Below are 18,402 nucleotides of genomic sequence, written 5' to 3'. Positions count from 1 at the left end.
GGGATCAGATTCCGGCCCGAATATTTTTGACCGTCCTGGCTTCCAGCGAAAAGTCCGAATAGATGCGTTCTCCGCCTTGTCCGGTCGGGGCCTGCGGCACGAATCCGACTTTGACCGTATCGCCGACAGGCAGCGTGAAGTAGCGAATCATATCGTAGCGAATCCCGTCTACCGAATAGTGGAAAGCGAACGACGGACCGACGCGTGCGATCTGAAGCCAGGCCTGCTTGCTGTCCAGATTGCTGCCGTTGGCATCGTCGGATACTTGATTGGTGACGACGCTGACCACCGCATTCGTTGCGAAATCGGTACGCTCCAAGCAGAGTTTGGCCCAGACGTTCAAGTCCTGCATGACCATGACCGAAGCGGAATCGTAGACGTCTTTGAAGTCGTGTTCGACTTTGACCCGCATCACAAAATCGCCTTCCGCTTCCGTGTAAAAGAAAGGAGCGTTCGTGAGCGATTCGGGAGTCGTCCCTTCTTCGGAAGCATTCCCATGATTGCAAAAAAAATCGCTGTTCGCAGGAGCTTCCAGAACGATTCGATGCTCTTCGAAACGGATCTTGCTTTCGTTCAACCAGCGGAAATGTTGGAAATCGGACAGATTCAAACAAAATTCCTCCTTTATGTAATTCGGATTGGAGAAGCTTCCCCTCAAGGAACGTTTCTCTCTATGATTATACCCTCTATTATGATAGTTTGGATTTCGGACCGAACATCAAACGGAGGGGAGCGGAAATTCCGAATACCTGTCGGTCCCTATTCGGAGTTTCTTCGTGAAGAACTATGATTACTTTGCTGCTTATTATGATTTATTTGGCTTTTATCGGCTTGGGTCTGCCCGATTCGCTGCTTGGCAGCGCCTGGCCGGTCATGAAGTCGGACTTGAACGCGACGACGGAAATGGCGGGCCTCGTCCCGTTCGTCGTCTCGCTGTGCACGGTCGCGTCCAGCCTGCTGGCGAACAAGCTGCTGTACCGGTTCGGCACGGGCAAAGTGGTCGCGTGCAGCCTGCTGTCGACAGCGCTTGCGCTCGTCTGCTACGCGCTTGTGCCGAACTTCGCACTGCTGCTTGTCGGCGCGGTGCTGCTCGGATTCGGGGCGGGCGCGGTCGATGCGGCGCTCAGCAATTACGTGGCGCTGCACTTCAAAGCCAGGCATATGAGCTGGCTGCACTGCTTCTGGGGGATCGGCGCGACGGCCGGTCCGCTGGTGATGGCGGCGCATCTGCGCGGCGGCGAAGACTGGCGCGGCGGATTCATGACGGTCGCGCTGATCCTGCTCGGGCTCGTCGCCGTACTGCTGCTGGCGCTGCCGCTGTGGAAAATATTCGAGAGCCGCGTGCAGCCGGAAGAAGAAGAGCCCAGGTACATGAGCGGCCGCGAAGCTTCCCGTATTCAGGGAGTCAAGCCCGCCATGCTCGTGATGCTGCTCTATAACGGTTCGGAGACGGCAATCGGCTTATGGGCGGCGTCTTATCTGATCGCCGGCAAAGGATTGGCCGTCAACGAAGCCGCGGCGTATTCGTCGCTGTATTTTATCGGCATCATCGTCGGCCGCGTCCTGTCGGGCTTTTTGTCCGAACAGCTATCCGCCAAACGGCTGATCCGCTACGGCATCCTGATCGGCGCTGCGGGATTGATCGTATTAATCGGTTCTTCGAGTCTTCTGCTGGCGGGAGTCGGATTGTTCGTGCTCGGCTTCGGCGGCGCGCCGATCTATCCGAGCCTCGTGCATATGACGCCGGAACGATTTGGCAAAAAAGCTTCGCAAAGCGTCATCAGTCTTGAAATGGCGAGCGCGTATACCGGTTCCACCGTCATTCCGCTGCTCGTCGGCCTCGTCGTCGGATCGCTTGGCATGGGAATGATGCCGGTCGTCATCCTGGTCCTGTTCGCGGGGATGTTCGTCTCGTCGGTGTTGGTGCGCTGACTCCGGGCAGCGGGCCATACTCCTCGGCCATACTCCCCGCCGCTGCGCCCGGCGCGTGCCGCTTGCCCGACAGCAAAAAGAGCAGACCGCGGTCTGCTCTTTTTGCTTGGCGTATTCGGCTTGGGCTTGGCGCGTTCCCGGCCGATGTCGGGTTCGCCGGGGCCGCGGAAGCACCACGTTAGGACTTAACGCTGCAATTTCTTCGCCCGTTCTTCGTCTTCGGCCGCGATCTCGCGGCGCCATTCGTCGAGCTCGGGCAGCAGGCGGCCCATCATGACGCAGCAGGCGTAGACCGACTCTTTCAGTTCGACGTAGTCTTTGTCGTAGCCGATCTTCACGAGTTCCTGCACGACCGGCAGCGCCTGCTCGGAGCCGAGGCGGCACAGGCCGTCGGCGAGTTTGGCGATGCGGGTGAAATGGTCTTCTTTTTCGAGCAGGGCAATCAAGGCTTCTTCGGCGGACGGCAGCAGGATACGCGACAGAATATCGACGATGCCGAGCAGCAGGAAGCCGTCTTTTTCCTCGGCGTACATCTGTACCAGCTTCTCGACCACTTCTTCGCTGCCGACGCGAACGAGCGCATCGGCGGCCTGTTCGGCCACGAGATCGTTGTCGGACTTGAGCGCGTCGTAGAACAGCGGCAGCGCGTACGCGATCTTCAGTTTGCCGGCCGCCTGCATCAGGTACACCGTGCGGACGGATGCCGGGTCTTTGGTATACTGTTCCTGCAGTTCGTCCATCGTCTCGCGCGGCTGCAGCATCTCGCGTTCGATCATTTCGCCCAGCAGCAGATCGAGCGTATCGTAGTCGATCTCGCCGTAATCGAGGCCGCTGTTTTTTTGCGTTTCTTCATTAAAAAGACGACGGACCCATTCGTCGGTCAATTCCGACACGCGCACGCGCTCGGCCGCTTCGCCTTGCCAGTCTTCGTCCAGCTCCCGGATCGCCGCCAGATGGGGCTTGAGCAGTTCCGGGCTGCTGCCGAGCAGCATGCGGGACAGGAAGATGCGCGCGTTGCCGGTCACGAGATTCGCTTTGAGCAGATGGAGCATCGCCTGTACGGTGATTTTGGTCTGCGGAAAAGCCGCGGCGCGGTGCAGATACACGTCTTCTTTGCGCGGGGCGGCGACCAGTTTCTCCAGCACCAGCGCGGAGATGTCCTGCGGGTATTTATACGTCTCGGCCAAAAACCGGATCGCCGCGTTGCTGACGAGCGGGTCGGCGTGCGTGATAAACGGTTTGACCTGTTCGGGTGTGAACATATGAAAATTCCTCCTCAAGTGCTTCGAGTGCGCCTACCAGTATACCACAGCTTGAGAGCGGAAGGCGCGGAGTCATTGACTTTTTGCGTTTGTTTTCTATATAATAGGGGCATTGCACAGGTAAAAAAACTCGTCGATGATGAGGAGCAGTAGGCAGCGGTGCGTTTCCAAGAGAGTCGGCGGATGGTGGAAGCCGGCAGCGAACCCTGTACGAACTCGCCTCGGAGATATGCGGCAGAAGGCGGCACGTCCGGTATGACCGGCATGCGCGCGGTAAGTCGCATCGGCTCATCCCCGATAACGGATGCTTAAGTGAGCGGCAGCAGAGAACATTCGGCCGCTAACTAGGGTGGTACCACGGGAAGCAGCGCCTCTCGTCCCTAGCGTCGTTGACGCTGGAGACGGGAGGCTTTTTGATTTCAGAAGCGAAGGGGACAGATGACGATGAGCGAAAGATACGAGCAGGGAAGCGGTCCGCAAGGTTACCGCGCCCAGACGATCGAACCGAAATGGCAGCAAAAATGGGACGAGGAAAAAACGTTCAAAACGGACGACGCCGATCATTCCAAACCGAAATTTTACGCGATGGACATGTTCCCGTATCCGTCCGGCGCCGGCCTGCACGTCGGTCACCCGGAAGGCATGACCGCCACGGACATCGTGTCGCGCTACAAACGGATGAAAGGCTACAACGTCATGCACCCGATGGGCTGGGACGCGTTCGGCCTGCCGGCCGAGCAGTACGCGATCGACAAGGGCGGCCATCCGCGCGAATTTACGATTCAGAACATCAACAACTTCCGCCGTCAGATCAAATCGCTTGGCTTCTCGTATGACTGGGACCGCGAGATCAGCACGACCGACCCGGAATATTTTAAATGGACGCAGTGGATCTTTATTCAGCTGTACAACAAAGGACTGGCTTACGTCGCCGAAATTCCGGTGAACTGGTGTCCGGCGCTTGGCACGGTGCTGGCGAACGAAGAAGTCATCGACGGCAAAAGCGAGCGCGGCGGCCATCCGGTCATCCGCAAGCCGATGCGTCAGTGGATGCTGAAAATTACCGAATATGCCGACCGTCTGCTGGAAGATCTGGACGAACTGGATTGGGCGGAAAGCATCAAGGACATGCAGCGGAACTGGATCGGCAAGTCCAAAGGCGCGGAAGTGACGTTCCAGGTGGAAGGCACGAACGAGTCGATCGACGTGTTCACGACCCGTCCGGACACGCTGTACGGCGCGACGTACTGCGTGCTGGCACCGGAGCATCCGCTCGTGGACGTCATTACGACCGAGCACGAAAAAGAAGCGGTCAAAGCGTACCAGGAAAAAGCTTCGCATAAAAGCGATCTGGAGCGCACCGACCTGAACAAAGACAAAAGCGGCGTATTCACCGGCGCTTACGCGGTCAATCCGGTCAACGGCGCGAAGCTGCCGATCTGGATCGCCGATTACGTGCTGGCCGCTTACGGTACCGGCGCGATCATGGCCGTACCGGGCCACGACGTGCGCGACTGGGAATTCGCCAAGAAGTTCGGCATTTCGATCATCGAAGTCGTCAAAGGCGGCGATATCGAACAAGAAGCCTATACGGGCGAAGGCGAACACGTCAACTCCGGCTTCCTCGACGGCCTGAACAAGGAAGACGCGATCGCGCGCATGATACAATGGCTGGAAGAAGGCGGCAAAGGCGCAGGCAAAACGACTTACCGTCTGCGCGATTGGCTGTTCAGCCGTCAGCGCTACTGGGGCGAGCCGATTCCGATCCTGCATCTGGAAGACGGCAGCATGAAGACCGTGCCGGAAGACAGCCTGCCGCTGCTGCTGCCGGAAATGGACGAGATCAAGCCGTCGGGCACCGGCGAATCGCCGCTTGCGAACGCGACCGACTGGGTCAACATCATCGATCCCGAGACGGGCATGAAAGCCCGCCGCGAGACGAACACGATGCCGCAGTGGGCCGGCAGCTGCTGGTATTATCTGCGCTACCTCGATCCGACCAACGATCAGGAGCTGTGCAGCAAAGAGAAGCTGGATCACTGGCTGCCGGTCGATCTGTATATCGGCGGCGCGGAACACGCGGTTCTGCATCTGCTGTACGCAAGATTCTGGCATAAAGTGCTGTACGATCTCGGCGTGGTCAGCACGAAGGAACCGTTCCAGAAGCTGGTCAACCAGGGCATGATCCTCGGCCCGAACAACGAGAAAATGAGCAAATCGCGCGGCAACGTCATCAACCCGGACGAGATCGTGAACGAATACGGAGCGGACACGCTGCGCATCTACGAGATGTTCATGGGACCGCTGGAAGCGACCAAACCGTGGAACACGAACGGCGTCGAAGGCGCGCACCGTTTCCTGGCCCGCGTCTACCGCATGTTCGTCGACGACAACGGCAGCTTGAGCGCGAAAATTTCCGATACGGCAGCCGGAACGGACGAATTCAAGCGCACGTGGCACAAAACGATCAAAAAAGTGACGGAAGACATGGAAGCCCTGCGCTTCAACACGGCGATCAGCCAGCTCATGATCTTCACGAACGACGCGTACAAGCAGGAAGAACTGCCGCGCCAGGCGATGGTGGACTTCATTCAACTGCTGTCTCCGCTTGCGCCGCATCTCGCGGAAGAGCTGTGGGAAAAAGTCGGACGCGGCGACAGCCTGACGTATGCGGCCTGGCCGGCGTTCGACGAAGCGTGGACGACGGAATCCGAAGTCGAGATCGTCGTGCAGGTAAACGGCAAAATCGTGCAGCGCGCCAACGTCCAGAAAGACTGGGACGCCAAAGCGCTGGAAGATCACGCGATGAGCCTGGAAAACGTGCAGAACGCGCTGGCCGGCAAAACGGTCCGCAAAGTGATCGCCGTACCGGGCAAACTGGTCAACATCGTCGCGAACTAAAAGTTTATCCGGTCGGATAAGCGGTGCTGTATGTGCAGGATTCGTACAGGCTCGAAAGCGAATCCGGCGGATAACGGGAGTGGGAATGACATGGGGAGCAGTCCGCGCAAAGATTGGGATACGTATTTTATGGATATCGCATTTATGGTGTCGACGCGTTCGCAGTGTCCGAGGCGGCAGGTCGGCGCGGTGCTGGTGCAGGGCAAAAAGCTGCTCGGCACCGCCTATAACGGAGCGCCGATGGGCGTGCCGGACTGTTCGGAAGCGGGCTGCATGATCGCCGAAGAATACGAGCTGGTGCAGGCAAACGGCGCGGAACAGGTAATCAAAAAGCAGCGCTGCGTGCGGACGATCCACGCCGAGCAGAATCTGCTGCTGTTCACCGACCGCGCCGACCGCGAAGGCTCGACGGTCTACGTGACCGACGAGCCGTGCTGGACGTGCGCCAACATGTTGGCGAACAGCGGCATCACGGAAGTGGTCTACTGCCGCGCCTATCCGAAAGACAGCGGCAAAGTGCAGGCGATGATGAAGCAAAAAGGCATCGCTTTTCGCGGCATCGGACCTTACAGCCCGCCGACGGCTTCGGCGGAGCCGCTTGTCTGAGCGTCATGCCGTATGGATTCGGCTCGGTTTATTTTTGGATCGATCCAATTTCAGTGTGATATAATGAGGGCAGTCGATGGCTCTTTTTACGAATCATGCAGATTCCGGTTCATCTCCGTTAGCGGATGATAGTCAATGACGGGCGAAGCACGCCCGGTCATTCACTAGGGCAGCAAGGGAATCCAACCCCTCGTCCTAGCGTATACCGCTGGGGACGAGGGGTTTTTGCGTTTTCCAACGAGGGGTCAAATCCAGTGTCGAGCAGGAGAACAGGGTTTGCGGCCGGCTGCTTGCAGCGCAAGGCACAGCTCACCGAAGAAGCAGGCATCGCTGGCGATGCCGCTTCACATAGCCCAAGGAGCGTCCGAACGAATCGCCGCCTGACCCGAAGCGAAGAATCTTACATCTTTACATTCGGGAGGCAAAAAAGATGAAAAAGCAAGTATGGATCGCAGTGTGCGTATCGGCGATGTTGGGAACGGGCGTCCTGCTGCTGTCGGGAGGCCGCGAAGCGGAAGGTCTGCCCTGGCAAACGTTGAACGGGAAAATCGAGACGGCGTTGGCGGTGCAGGAAGAGACGAACGAAGCGGCGGAGCGGAGCCGCAGCGGGGGGACGCAGGCCGAGTGCGCGAGCGCAAGTTCAGGCCAAAGTCAAGCCGGGAGCGGCCGGTCTGCCCGCGGCGCTCTTCCCGCGCAGCCGAGCCGGCCAAGCGCGAAGCCGGCCGCGGAGAACGGAAACGCCGAACCCAAGGCGAAAACGGCTCCACGTTCGACTACGGCGCAAGCGGCTTCGGGCGCGACCACGGCGAAATCTTCCGCAGCCGAATCTCCGCCGGGCGACGCAGCGCCGGGCGAAGCCGGAAAGATCCGGCTGAACTCCGCCGATGCGGCCGCCCTGATGGAACTGCCCGGCATCGGGGCGAAGAAAGCGCAGGCGATTCTCGATTATCGCGCCGAGCACGGTCCGTTCCGCGACGTGACCGAGCTTTTGGAAGTCAAAGGCATCGGGGCAAAAATGCTGGAGAAGATGATGCCGGAGCTGGCACTGTGAGGGGCGGCCGATGAATCGAAGACCTCTGGTCGCTTTTACGGTCTGTTGGCTGTGCGGCGCGGCGTCCGCGCATTTGTACGGAGGGATCAGATTGGCGGCCGTGCTGTCCGGGTTGACGCTGCTGCTGATCGCGGCCGCGCTGTGCGCCCAAACGCCGCGCAGGCTGCTGCTCCTCTTGGCGCTGGCGTTGTGGACCGCTGCCGGTTACGGCACGTTTCGCGAAGCTTCCAACGTCTCCGCCGTGCCGCAGCGGCTCGGCGCCGCGGTCGAAGGCGGTTACGCCGGCGTCCGGCTTCAAGGGGAAATGGCCGGTCCCGCGAAAGTGGACGGCGATCTGGCGATGTTCGAAATGAAAGTGGACCAGGTGGCGGGCGGTACGGCGGCCGACGGTCCGAAGCCGGCGGCGGCAGGAACCGCGCACGCCCCGAACACCGGCAAAGCGTTCAAGCCGCTGTCCAAAAGCGAAACCGTGGTCGTGCGCGTCAAGCTGGCGGCGGAAGCCGAGCAGGCGGTTGCCGCTTCGTGGCGCCGGGGCGACCGGCTGGTCGTCTCCGGCGATCTGGAACGGCCTGCGGAAGCGCGCAATTTCGGCGCGTTCGATTATCGCCGTTATTTGCGCGACAAACGTATTCATTGGGTCGCACGCGCGGCGGGGGTTTCCGGCGTAAGACGATCGGAAGCGGCGCCGGGCGGATTCAATCTGCTGCGCCGCAACGACGAACTGCGCGCCTTGTTGGCCGGGCGGCTGGATCGGCTCTATCCCGGTATCGGGGCCGGGTACATGCAGGGGCTGCTGCTCGGCCTGCAGGACGGCCTCGATCCCGCGACGTATACCGATTTTATCCGGCTCGGTATGACGCATGTCCTGGCTATTTCCGGTATGCATGTCGCGCTGTACGTCGGCGGAGCGCTTCTGCTGCTGCGCCGAAGCGGGATGCCCAGAGAAACGGCGCTGCTGATCGTGCTCTGCCTCGTTCCGCCTTACGTGCTGCTGACCGGCTCGTCGCCGTCCGCGGTTCGCGCCGGGATCATGGGCATGATCGCCCTGTACGCGGCAAGGCGCGGCTGGCTCAAGGACGGCCTGCCGGTTCTGTGCCTCGCCGCGCTGCTGATGCTGGTCTGGGACCCGTATTATCTGACTTCGATCAGCTTCCAGCTGTCGTTTGCCGTGACGGCGGGCATTATTGTGCTGACCGCTCCCATGCGGCGTATCCTGCGCGTGCTGCGCGGTCTGCCCAAAGCGGTCGCGGCGGGAGCCGCCGTCTCGCTCGTCGCGGACCTCGTTTCTTTTCCATTGAGCCTGTATTATTTCAATCAATATCCGCTGCTGGGACTGGCCGCGAATCTCGTGCTCGTGCCGCTGATCAGCTTCGTGTCGATCCCGGTCGGAACGATCTCGCTCCTGCTCGGCACGTTCTGGATGCAGGGCGCGCAGTGGACCGCGTATCCGGTCCGGCTGCTGAACGCCGCCGTGTTCCGCAGCGCGGAAGCGGCCGGTTCCGTGCAGGCGGCCCGAACGATCTGGGCGTCGCCGTCGCCGCTCTGGATTCTGCTGTACGAAGCGGCGCTGATCGGCGCCCTCTGCCTGCTTGCCGCACATCTCGAAGCGAGGCGTCCGTCGCCCGCCGACGACTCGGAAGCGCTCGGCGGAGCGCCCGCGCCGCCGCAGGCAGACTGTTCGCCGGGCGGCTTCGCTCCCGACACCGTGCCGCTTGCGCCGGGTCTGCGCGCGGCCGGACTGCCCGCCGCAGCGGCGTCGCCGTCGGTCCGTTACGGCGGCCCGCTGGACGATCGCCGCGCGAAGCTTCGGCCGATCGGGGCGGCTGCGGCCGGCTTGGTATGGGCCTGCCTGATCGCAAGCGCGTATACGCCCCGCTTCGATCCGGCAGGCGTCGTGCAGATGCTGGACGTCGGGCAGGGCGATTCGATCCTCGTGACGACGCCGCAGGGCAAACAGATTCTGATCGACGGAGGCGGAACGGTAACGTTCGAGCGTCCGGGCGAAGCCTGGAAGCGGCGGCTCGATCCGTATGAAGTGGGCCGCGAAGTGGTCGTGCCGCTGCTTAAGCAGCGCGGCGTCCACGCGCTGGATGCGGTCATCCTCACGCACGGCGACCGGGACCATTACGGCGGGCTGCTCGCCGTGCTCGACGAGATTCCGGTCGATCGCTTCATTATGAACGGCACCCGCAGCGGCGGCGAAGACCTCGACAAGCTGTTCGCCGCGGCGCTTGCGCACGGGACCGGGATCTACGCGCCGCAGGGCGGGGATCTGTGGCAGCCCGACGAGCGGACGTCGCTGGAATTTTTGAGCCCTTCGGGCGCTTTGGCCGACACGTCCGTACTTCCCCGTCTGGAAGAGCAGAACGAACATTCGGTCGTGTTCCGCATGGAGATGAACGGTCACTCGTTTGTGTTTACCGGAGATATCGGAGCCGAGGCCGAACGCGATATACTGGAACATTTCGGCGGAAGCGAGCAGGCCGGGGAAGTGGAAGTGCTCAAAGTCGCGCATCACGGCAGCAAACATTCGTCGTCGCCCGCTTGGGTCCGTTCGTTTTCGCCGGAACTGTCGCTGATCTCGGCCGGAGTCAACAACACGTACGGCCACCCGAATCCGGACGTGGTACAGCGATTGGAAGACGCCGGTTCGGCCGTTCGGCGGACCGATCTGGACGGCGAGATCCAGGTATCGGCGCCGCTTGGCGAACCGCTGCGTATCCGCACGAAGCTCGCAAGAGCCGCCGATCCGGCCGGGGCCGAGCGTTGAACCGGGCGTGGCAGCGAGAACGATTTTACCCCGATCGGCGGCGAAAAATCATTGAGATGACGGGCATATGCGTTTCTGGTAGACTGATTGGAGATATGCGCAGAACCGGGAAGTCGGCGCCCGGCCATTTCGACACCCCGGATTAGGAACGCAGCAACTCAATTTGAAACGATTTTTTTGAAAAAACAGAAAAAGAACGCAACCTTTCGGCGGGAACGCTCGTCTGAAAAGGTGCAAGAGAGGGGGACCCTTAGTGGTCGAGCAGGAACTCATTAGAGCCGCTCAATCGGGCGATCGCGATGCTCTTATCACCCTATTGCGAGAAATTGAACCGGCCGTCTACAAGACGGCTTACTATACGCTGAACAACGAACAGGACGCGATGGACGCGGCGCAGGAAGCGCTGATCCGCATTTATACCAAAATCGGTTCTTACGAAGAGAAAGCGCAGTTCAAGACCTGGGTGCAGCGAATCGTGACCAATATTTGTATCGACAAATTCAGACGCGCCAAGCCTACGGTGTCGATCGAAGAACACGAGATGGTGTTCGAAGGAAGCGACAGCGTGGAAGGCGAAGTCATGCGGGCGTATACCCGCGAAGATATCGACCGGGCGATCAACCTGCTGCCGGAACATCACCGGACGGTCGTGATCCTTCGCTACGTGCAGGATATGTCGTACAACGAAATCGCCGGATGCCTGGACCTGCCGCTTAATACGGTGAAATCTTATTTATTCAGAGCCCGGAGCCAGCTGCAGCAGCTGCTTCGAGATTATCAGAAAGGAGGTGCGCTGTAGATGAAACGTGAAGAAGCGTTGGAATATATGAACCGTTATCTGGACCACGATCTGGATGCCCAAGAAACGGAGCAACTGCTGCGTCATCTTGGCGACTCTCCGGAAGCGCAGGCCGATTTCGATTTTTTGCAAAGTCTGTCGGACAAGCTTGAATCGCTGCCGGACGTAAAGCCGCCGATCAGCCTGGTCGACTCGATTCTGCCCCGCCTGAACGAAATCGACATTGCGGCTTCGGCAGCCGCGCCGGAACCGGAGAAACTGTCGGAAATGGAAAGCAAGCGCATGTTCGGCGAAGAAGCGCCGGCCCGCCGCCGGGCGTCTTCGTTCTGGCGCTCCACTTTGGGCCGCGCCGTCGGCGGAACGAGCGTTGCGGTCGCGGTGCTGGGCATTTTCGTCGCCACCTACGAACCGCAGCAGATGCCGAACGCGGAAATCACGTCGTCCACGGCCGTATCGGGCGCGCTGGACGACACGCTCGTCCCGTCCGACAGCGGACAGACAACGAACAGCGAAGGGCTGCCGGACGTGACCGATCCGAGCACGGAAGTGGAACCGATCGAGCCGGAAGCGACGCTCAAAGCCGAAGACGACGTCATGGCGCAGCGGTCGACCGTGCCGGAAGACGGCGCGGCGCAAGAGCCGGCCCAGCCGGAAGATCCCGCCGAACCTTCGACCGACGTACCGGCTGCGGGCGACAGCCCGAAAGCTTCGACGCGCAGCGCCGAAGACAGTTCTGCGGCCAACGACGCGGCGCCGTCCGGCGGCGCCAAGACGCCTTCCGAGGCTCCGCCGGTACAATCGAGCCCTTCGGGCACCGCTCAAGACCGTTCCGACGACGCGGCCGCCAACACCGAAGACAAAAACAAGCATTCCAAAGAACCAGTCCCACAAGATAAAGCGCCAAAAGAAAATGCTAAAGACAAGCCCAAAGACAAACCACAAGACAAACCCAAAGAAAACGCCGCCGCCGCGAACGAAGGACAGCCTGCGAACGATTCCATCTCCGCAAGCGAAGCGCCGACGGGCGAAGACCCGGCCGCTGCCGGCAGCGCGGACGAAGAGACGCAGCCGAACGAAGGCATGGGCACGTTTTCGCCCAAAGACCGGGTGCCGAGCGATCCCGAAGGTACCGAATCGTCCGAGTCGACAAGCGCCGATGCCGCGCCGCCCGAAGTGGCGGACAGCCGGATCTTCGGATTGACGGCGGTCGCTTCGGAATGGGTCTCGCCGAACAATGCTTACCTTGTGACGTATTCGCAGAACACGCTGAAGCTGCTCAAAGGCGACCGCTCGATCGAGCTGGGCAGCCGCAAAGTGGACGGAAGCGTCGCCGGAGGCGTCTGGTCGGCCGACGGCCGGACGTTCACTTACGATCTGATCAAGCCGGACGGCACTTCTGCCCAGGGCACGTGGAAGGTCGAAGACGCCAAGCCCGAGACGGGCAGCAAGTAAGCGGGCACTCTCGCATACGCATACGCATATTCATACCGGCCATGCGCCGTTTCAACGCTCCGCTTTGCGGACGGGGTGACGGATGCACGGCCGGTTTTTGCGTTTTTTTGCGGGAAAATAACGGGAAAGGAGACGTCCGCGGATGCGTTTCCCGGCATAATTCGGTACAATGGAAGCAGTGCGGGCGGCGCAGGCGCGAAGCCGTACCTATTCAACGAGTGAAGCCGGTCGACCCGATTGGCGCAAGCGGAAAAGAGGCTGTGAACCCATGGATTTGAAAACGGCGGTCAAACAGGTCAAAGCGGGCGAAGTGTCGCCGGTGTATCTGTGCTACGGCACCGAAAAATACAGAATCAAAGAATTCGTCTCCATGCTGGAGAAAGAACTGATCGCCGAAGATCAGCGGGCGTTCGCGATCGCGCATTACGATCTGGCGGAGACGCCGGTAGAGATCGTGGTCGAAGAAGCGGAGACGGCTCCGTTCCTGTCCGAACGCAAGCTGATCGTCGTGCGCGACAGCAGCCTGTTCATGGCGGGCAAAGAATCGACCAAAGTGGAGCACCGGATCGAGAAGCTGCTGGAGTATCTCGCCAATCCGGCGGACTACAGCGTGCTCGTCTTTTTGGCCTATGCCGACAAGCTCGACGAACGCAAAAAGCTCGTCAAGTCGTTCAAAGCGTCGGCGCAGGTCATTGCGTTCGCGCAGATGAACGAAGGCGAGCTGTCCGGCTGGATCGCCAAACAGTTCGCGCATAACGACGTGTCGATCGCGCCGGACGCGGCGAACCTGCTGCTCAAGCGGGCCGGCACGTCGCTGGCTGCGCTGTCGGGGGAAATCGAGAAGCTGTCCCTGTTTGCGGGAAAAGGCGGGTCGGTCGCGGCGCTGGACGTCGAGACGCTCGTGGCGATCGGGACGGAGCAGAGCGTGTTCGTGCTCGTCGAGCATATCGCCAACCTCAAGCTGCAGCAGGCGCTCGGCGTCTTCTACGACCTGCTGAAGCAGCGCGAAGAACCGATCAAGATCGTCTCGCTGATCGCGCGGCAGTTCCGTATCATTCTTCAGGTGAAAGAGATGGCGGGGCAAAATTATTCGCAGCAGCAGATGGCGGGGCAGCTGGGGCTGCATCCGTATGCGGTGAAGATCGCGTCCGAGCAGGCGCGGCGGTTCGAGGCGGCGCGATTGCGGCGCATTTTGTCTTCGATTGCCAAGCTCGATCACGAGATCAAGACGGGCGCGGTGGACAAAGTGTTCGGTCTGGAAATGTTTTTGCTCAAACTGGGCGCGTAGGCTTGGGGTGGATGTAAGCCGGGCTATCAGGATTGGACGTAAACAGGATTGGACGTAAAAAGGGCAGGTTTGACGCGGAAATCCGCATCGAACCTGCTTTTTGGGTGTTGAAAAACTTAAAAACCCCGATATCCTGAAGGATTCCGGGGTTTTGTAAGCAAGGTTGTATCGAGCGATTATATCGCAAAACGCGATTGCCTTAGGCTTTTTCAGCTGTCAGAGCGTTCGCTTTTTTAGCGAGACGGGATTTTTTGCGCGCTGCCGCGTTTTTGTGGATCAGGCCTTTGGTTACGGCTTTATCCAGCTTCTGCGAAGCGTTCTTGACTGCAGTTTGTGCAGTTTCCACATCGTTGCTTTCCAGTGCTGTCGTAGCGGTTTTTACTGCGCTGCGAAGTGCGGATTTTTGCGAAGCGTTAAGCGCACGGCGTTTCTCGTTCGTCTTCACGCGTTTGATGGCGGATTTGATATTAGGCATTGCATTCACCTCCTGTAAAGCATATACGAAACATCGAAAGTTTCACAACTTAAAGTATCTTACCATGAGCCAGGCAAAAAGGCAACCATTCTTCGCCATTTTACATTTTGTTTTTGACGCATGTCTCAAAGACAGCCGTTTGGGCGGTTCATGGGATTGCTGGGATTATCGTCAACTGCTATAATGAGTGGATTGATTCGACTTGTCAAATTGAGGCGGAGGTAAGGAATGACTGACATTGCAGCAAGACAGAAGAAGATAAGGAACTTTTCCATTATCGCGCATATCGACCACGGCAAGTCTACGCTTGCCGACCGGATTCTTGAATATACCGGCGCTTTGACTTCCCGCGAGATGCAGGAGCAGGTGCTCGATCAGATGGAACTCGAACGCGAACGCGGCATCACGATCAAACTTCAAGCCGTACGCCTGACCTACAAAGCCGATGACGGCGAAGAGTATTTGCTCAACCTGATCGATACGCCGGGACACGTCGACTTCACTTATGAAGTCTCGCGTTCCCTGGCCGCCTGCGAAGGCGCGCTGCTGGTCGTCGACGCCGCTCAGGGCATCGAAGCGCAGACGCTGGCCAACGTGTACCTGGCGCTCGACAACAATCTGGAGATTCTGCCGGTTATCAACAAGATCGACCTGCCGAGCGCCGATCCCGAACGGGTGAAGCAGGAAGTCGAAGACGTGATCGGCCTTGACGCGAGCGACGCCGTTTTGGCTTCCGCCAAAGCGGGCATCGGCATCAAGGAGATTTTAGAACAGGTCGTTGCCAAAGTGCCGGCGCCTACGGGCGATCCCGACGAGCCGCTCAAAGCGCTGATCTTCGACTCGCACTACGATCCGTACAAAGGCGTTATCGTCTACATCCGGGTACTGGACGGCAAGATCAGGTCCGGTTCCAAGATCAAGATGATGGCTTCGGGCAAAACGTTCGAAGTTATCGAAGTCGGCGCTTTCATGCCGCGCATGACGATGGTGGACGAATTGAACGTCGGCGACGTAGGCTTCGTGGTCGCGGGCATGAAATCCGTCGGCGACACGCAGGTCGGCGACACGATTACCGACGCGAAGAATCCGACGGCCGAACCGATGCCGGGCTACCGGAAGATCAATCCGATGGTGTTCTGCGGCCTGTACCCGATCGAATCGTCGGATTACAACGATCTGCGCGAAGCGCTCGAAAAGCTTCAGCTCAACGACGCTTCGCTGACCTTCGAGCCGGAAACGTCCAGCGCGCTCGGCTTCGGGTTCCGCTGCGGATTCCTCGGCCTGCTGCATATGGACGTCATTCAAGAGCGGATCGAACGCGAATTCGATATCGCGCTGATCACGACCGCACCGAGCGTGGTGTACAAGATCGGCATGACCGACGGTTCGATCATGCAGATCGACAACCCGTCGCACTATCCGGAAGTCGGACGGATCGACTATGTCGAAGAACCTTACGTCAAGGCGGCCGTTATCGTCCCGAACGATTACGTCGGTACGGTCATGGAACTGTGCCAGAACAAGCGCGGCGAGTTCGTCAACATGGAATACCTCGATACGACGCGCGTTACGCTGACGTACCAGATTCCGCTGTCGGAAATCGTATACGATTTCTTCGACCAGCTGAAGTCCGGCACCAAAGGCTACGCTTCGTTCGATTACGAAATTTCGGGCTACCGCAAGTCGAATCTCGTCAAAATGGACATTTTGCTCAACGGCGAACAGGTCGATGCCCTGTCGTTCATCGTGCACCGGGACCGCGGCTACCAGCGCGGACGCATCATCTGCGCCAAGCTGCGCGAACTGATTCCGCGGCAGATGTTCGAAGTGCCGATCCAGGCTTCGATCGGAACGAAGGTCGTGGCGCGCGAGACGGTCAAAGCGATGCGCAAAAACGTCCTCGCCAAATGTTACGGCGGCGACATCTCGCGTAAGCGGAAGCTGCTTGAGAAGCAAAAAGAAGGCAAGAAGCGCATGAAGCAGGTCGGCAACGTCGAAGTGCCTCAGGAAGCGTTCATGGCTGTGCTGAAGCTGGACGAGTAGTTTTCTTTTTGCGGGGAGTAGGCGCGAAAGTTCAAGGGCGGCTCGGGCGCGGCAGTTCGTGCCTCGGTCGGCCGGGAAAAAGGATCGGGCTTGACCGCCGTTGGAATCGGGAAATAGGATGGAAGCCGGATAAGGTGGATTTCCCGATTTCCAAATGCGGCTGTTTAGTTTATAAGTGAAAAACAGCGCGGAGTATTCGACGCTGGGTATGCAGAAGGAAAGCCGGACTCCGGCTTTCCTTTTTGAAGATTTAAGGCGCTTTTACGCGTCGGCATATTGGATAGCATCTGTCCAACCATTAGTTAGGAGGCTCCACCCATGACTACAGAAATCGACCGGAACCGTGCCGCAGCAGCGCCGGAAGCCGTCTATATCCATATTCCGTTTTGCACCAACAAATGCTTCTATTGCGATTTCAACTCTTATGTCCTCAAAGACCAGCCGGTGATGGATTATTTGCGCGCGCTGGACCGGGAAATGGAGCAGACCGTCGCGCTTACGCCGCCGGGCGTGATCAAGACCATTTTCGTCGGAGGCGGTACGCCTACGGTATTGAAGCCCGACGAGATGGCCTTTTTCCTGGCGTCGGTCCGCAAGCATTTTCCGAATTGGGCCGACAATATCGAATTTTCGATGGAAGCCAATCCCGGCACGACCGATCTCGACAAGATGCAAGTCATGAAAGACGGCGGCGTGAACCGTGTCAGCTTCGGCGTGCAGGCGTTCCAGAACAGTCTGCTCGGCGAAATCGGACGGATTCACAACACAGACGACGTGTACCGCTCGCTGGAGAACGCGCACAAAAGCGGCCTGCACAATCTGTCGATCGACCTTATGTTCGGGCTGCCGAACCAGACGGTTGCGATGTTGGACGAGAGTATCACGCGCGCGCTTGAACTCGACCTGCCGCATTATTCGATCTACAGCCTCAAAGTCGAAGAAAACACGCTGTTCCATACGCTGTTCAACAAAAACAAGCTGCCGCTGCCGAACGAAGACGACGAGCTGGCGATGTACAAGCTGCTGATGGACCGGATGCGGGGCGCAGGTTACAAGCAGTACGAGATCAGCAATTTCGCCAAGCCGGGCAAAGAAAGCCTGCACAATATCACGTATTGGAAAAACGAAGATTATTACGGCTTCGGCGCGGGCGCGCACGGCTACGTCGGACGCAAGCGCCATATCAACATCAAAGGCGTCAATCCGTACAACGAAGCCGCGGGCCGCGGACTGCCGAGACTCGAAGAGTTCGAAGTGCCGCGCGAAGAAGCGATGGAAGACTTCATGATGGTCGGGCTGCGCATGCTGGACGGCATGGAAAGCGCACGCTTCCGCGACCAGTTCGGCGTGCCGGTGGAAGAGATCTTCGCGGCTCCGCTCAAAAAGATGACGGATCTCGGACTGATCGAGCGCCGCACGGATCTCGAAGGCTACCGACTGAGCGAAAAAGGCATCCTGTTCGGTAACGACGTGTTCGGCGAATTTATCGGGTATTTGACGGTAGGCGCGTAATAACGTCGGTCTTCGAAAGTTGTCCGGACTTGGAAAACAACGCGTTTATGCACAGCGGGTACAAAGCGTGCAGCAAAAGCGCCTAACAGGAAACATGTGCTTTTCAGGCGGCCGTCGAGCGGGTCTCGGCGGCTTTTTTGCGTTTTTTTGGCGAAAAACGATCCGGGCTGCTGAAGCGGCATGCAGGCCGAAGCTTGGCGGGTTCTAGGTGTTAACGCTTTCCCCGGCGGCTCGCTTACGGTTACAGATGCCGAACATCGGGTAAAGAGTGCCAAGCGCGGTTTCCGGCTTTATTTTAAATTCAAACAAAA

Annotated in this window: 13 protein-coding genes and 1 other annotated feature; of the genes, 10 read left to right on the top strand and 3 right to left on the bottom strand. The window is 59.1% G+C overall.

The features are described 5' to 3' along the window. Window positions 1–4 precede the first annotated feature (4 nt). Window positions 5–610 carry a DUF1349 domain-containing protein gene (locus tag FFV09_RS03180; protein ID WP_141446340.1) on the bottom strand — a complete coding sequence of 202 codons (606 nt, stop codon included), beginning with the start codon at window positions 608–610 and terminating at the stop codon, window positions 5–7. Window positions 611–795: 185 nt separating this feature from the next. Here FFV09_RS03180 and FFV09_RS03175 point away from each other — a divergent pair, with 185 nt between their 5' ends. After that, entirely contained in the window at window positions 796–1,932 is a 1,137-nt protein-coding gene (locus FFV09_RS03175; RefSeq protein ID WP_170314918.1) for an MFS transporter, read from the top strand. 185 nt (window positions 1,933–2,117) lie between these two features. Here FFV09_RS03175 and FFV09_RS03170 read toward each other — a convergent pair whose 3' ends face one another. Further along, window positions 2,118–3,194, bottom strand: a complete 1,077-nt coding sequence (locus FFV09_RS03170) for a HEAT repeat domain-containing protein (RefSeq protein WP_141446338.1) — start codon at window positions 3,192–3,194, stop codon at window positions 2,118–2,120. A gap of 127 nt (window positions 3,195–3,321) precedes the next feature. Further along, window positions 3,322–3,579 (top strand) — a binding site (T-box leader). A gap of 59 nt (window positions 3,580–3,638) precedes the next feature. Between FFV09_RS03170 and leuS the strand changes: the two genes are divergently transcribed. From leuS to holA, 7 genes are all read left to right on the top strand, one after another. Further along, window positions 3,639–6,095, top strand: a complete 2,457-nt coding sequence (gene leuS / locus FFV09_RS03165; protein WP_141446337.1) for a leucine--tRNA ligase — start codon at window positions 3,639–3,641, stop codon at window positions 6,093–6,095. 90 nt (window positions 6,096–6,185) lie between these two features. Then, window positions 6,186–6,701, top strand: a complete 516-nt coding sequence (locus FFV09_RS03160; RefSeq protein ID WP_141446336.1) for a deoxycytidylate deaminase — start codon at window positions 6,186–6,188, stop codon at window positions 6,699–6,701. A gap of 430 nt (window positions 6,702–7,131) precedes the next feature. Then, a complete protein-coding gene (locus FFV09_RS03155; protein WP_246098458.1) occupies window positions 7,132–7,752 on the top strand; it encodes a ComEA family DNA-binding protein in 621 nt (206 codons plus the stop codon). Between the two features lie 10 nt (window positions 7,753–7,762). Further along, on the top strand, window positions 7,763–10,522 hold the full coding sequence (locus tag FFV09_RS03150; protein ID WP_141446335.1) for a ComEC/Rec2 family competence protein: 2,760 nt from the start codon (window positions 7,763–7,765) through the stop codon (window positions 10,520–10,522). 253 nt (window positions 10,523–10,775) lie between these two features. Next, complete coding sequence (locus FFV09_RS03145; RefSeq protein ID WP_141446334.1) at window positions 10,776–11,321, top strand: RNA polymerase sigma factor; 546 nt, start codon at window positions 10,776–10,778, stop codon at window positions 11,319–11,321. Beyond that, window positions 11,322–12,773: a hypothetical protein gene (locus FFV09_RS03140; RefSeq protein WP_141446333.1), complete on the top strand. Its 1,452-nt coding sequence runs from the start codon at window positions 11,322–11,324 to the stop codon at window positions 12,771–12,773. It begins immediately after the preceding gene. 268 nt (window positions 12,774–13,041) lie between these two features. Continuing rightward, window positions 13,042–14,061, top strand: a complete 1,020-nt coding sequence (gene holA / locus FFV09_RS03135; protein WP_141446332.1) for a DNA polymerase III subunit delta — start codon at window positions 13,042–13,044, stop codon at window positions 14,059–14,061. Between the two features lie 199 nt (window positions 14,062–14,260). Here holA and rpsT read toward each other — a convergent pair whose 3' ends face one another. Beyond that, window positions 14,261–14,536 (bottom strand): 30S ribosomal protein S20, encoded by a 276-nt coding sequence (gene rpsT, locus FFV09_RS03130; protein WP_141446331.1) that lies wholly within the window; start codon window positions 14,534–14,536, stop codon window positions 14,261–14,263. A gap of 228 nt (window positions 14,537–14,764) precedes the next feature. Here rpsT and lepA point away from each other — a divergent pair, with 228 nt between their 5' ends. Together lepA and hemW are read left to right on the top strand one after the other, a co-directional pair. Then, on the top strand, window positions 14,765–16,579 hold the full coding sequence (lepA, locus tag FFV09_RS03125; protein WP_141446330.1) for a translation elongation factor 4: 1,815 nt from the start codon (window positions 14,765–14,767) through the stop codon (window positions 16,577–16,579). Window positions 16,580–16,897: 318 nt separating this feature from the next. Next, window positions 16,898–18,091 (top strand): radical SAM family heme chaperone HemW, encoded by a 1,194-nt coding sequence (gene hemW / locus FFV09_RS03120; RefSeq protein WP_141446329.1) that lies wholly within the window; start codon window positions 16,898–16,900, stop codon window positions 18,089–18,091. The last annotated feature ends 311 nt before the right edge of the window (window positions 18,092–18,402 follow it).

Source organism: Saccharibacillus brassicae (assembly GCF_006542275.1).
Lineage (GTDB): Bacteria > Bacillota > Bacilli > Paenibacillales > Paenibacillaceae > Saccharibacillus > Saccharibacillus brassicae.
The sequence above is the reverse complement of the archived record's forward strand: the minus strand, read 5'-3'. Positions and strand labels throughout refer to the sequence as shown.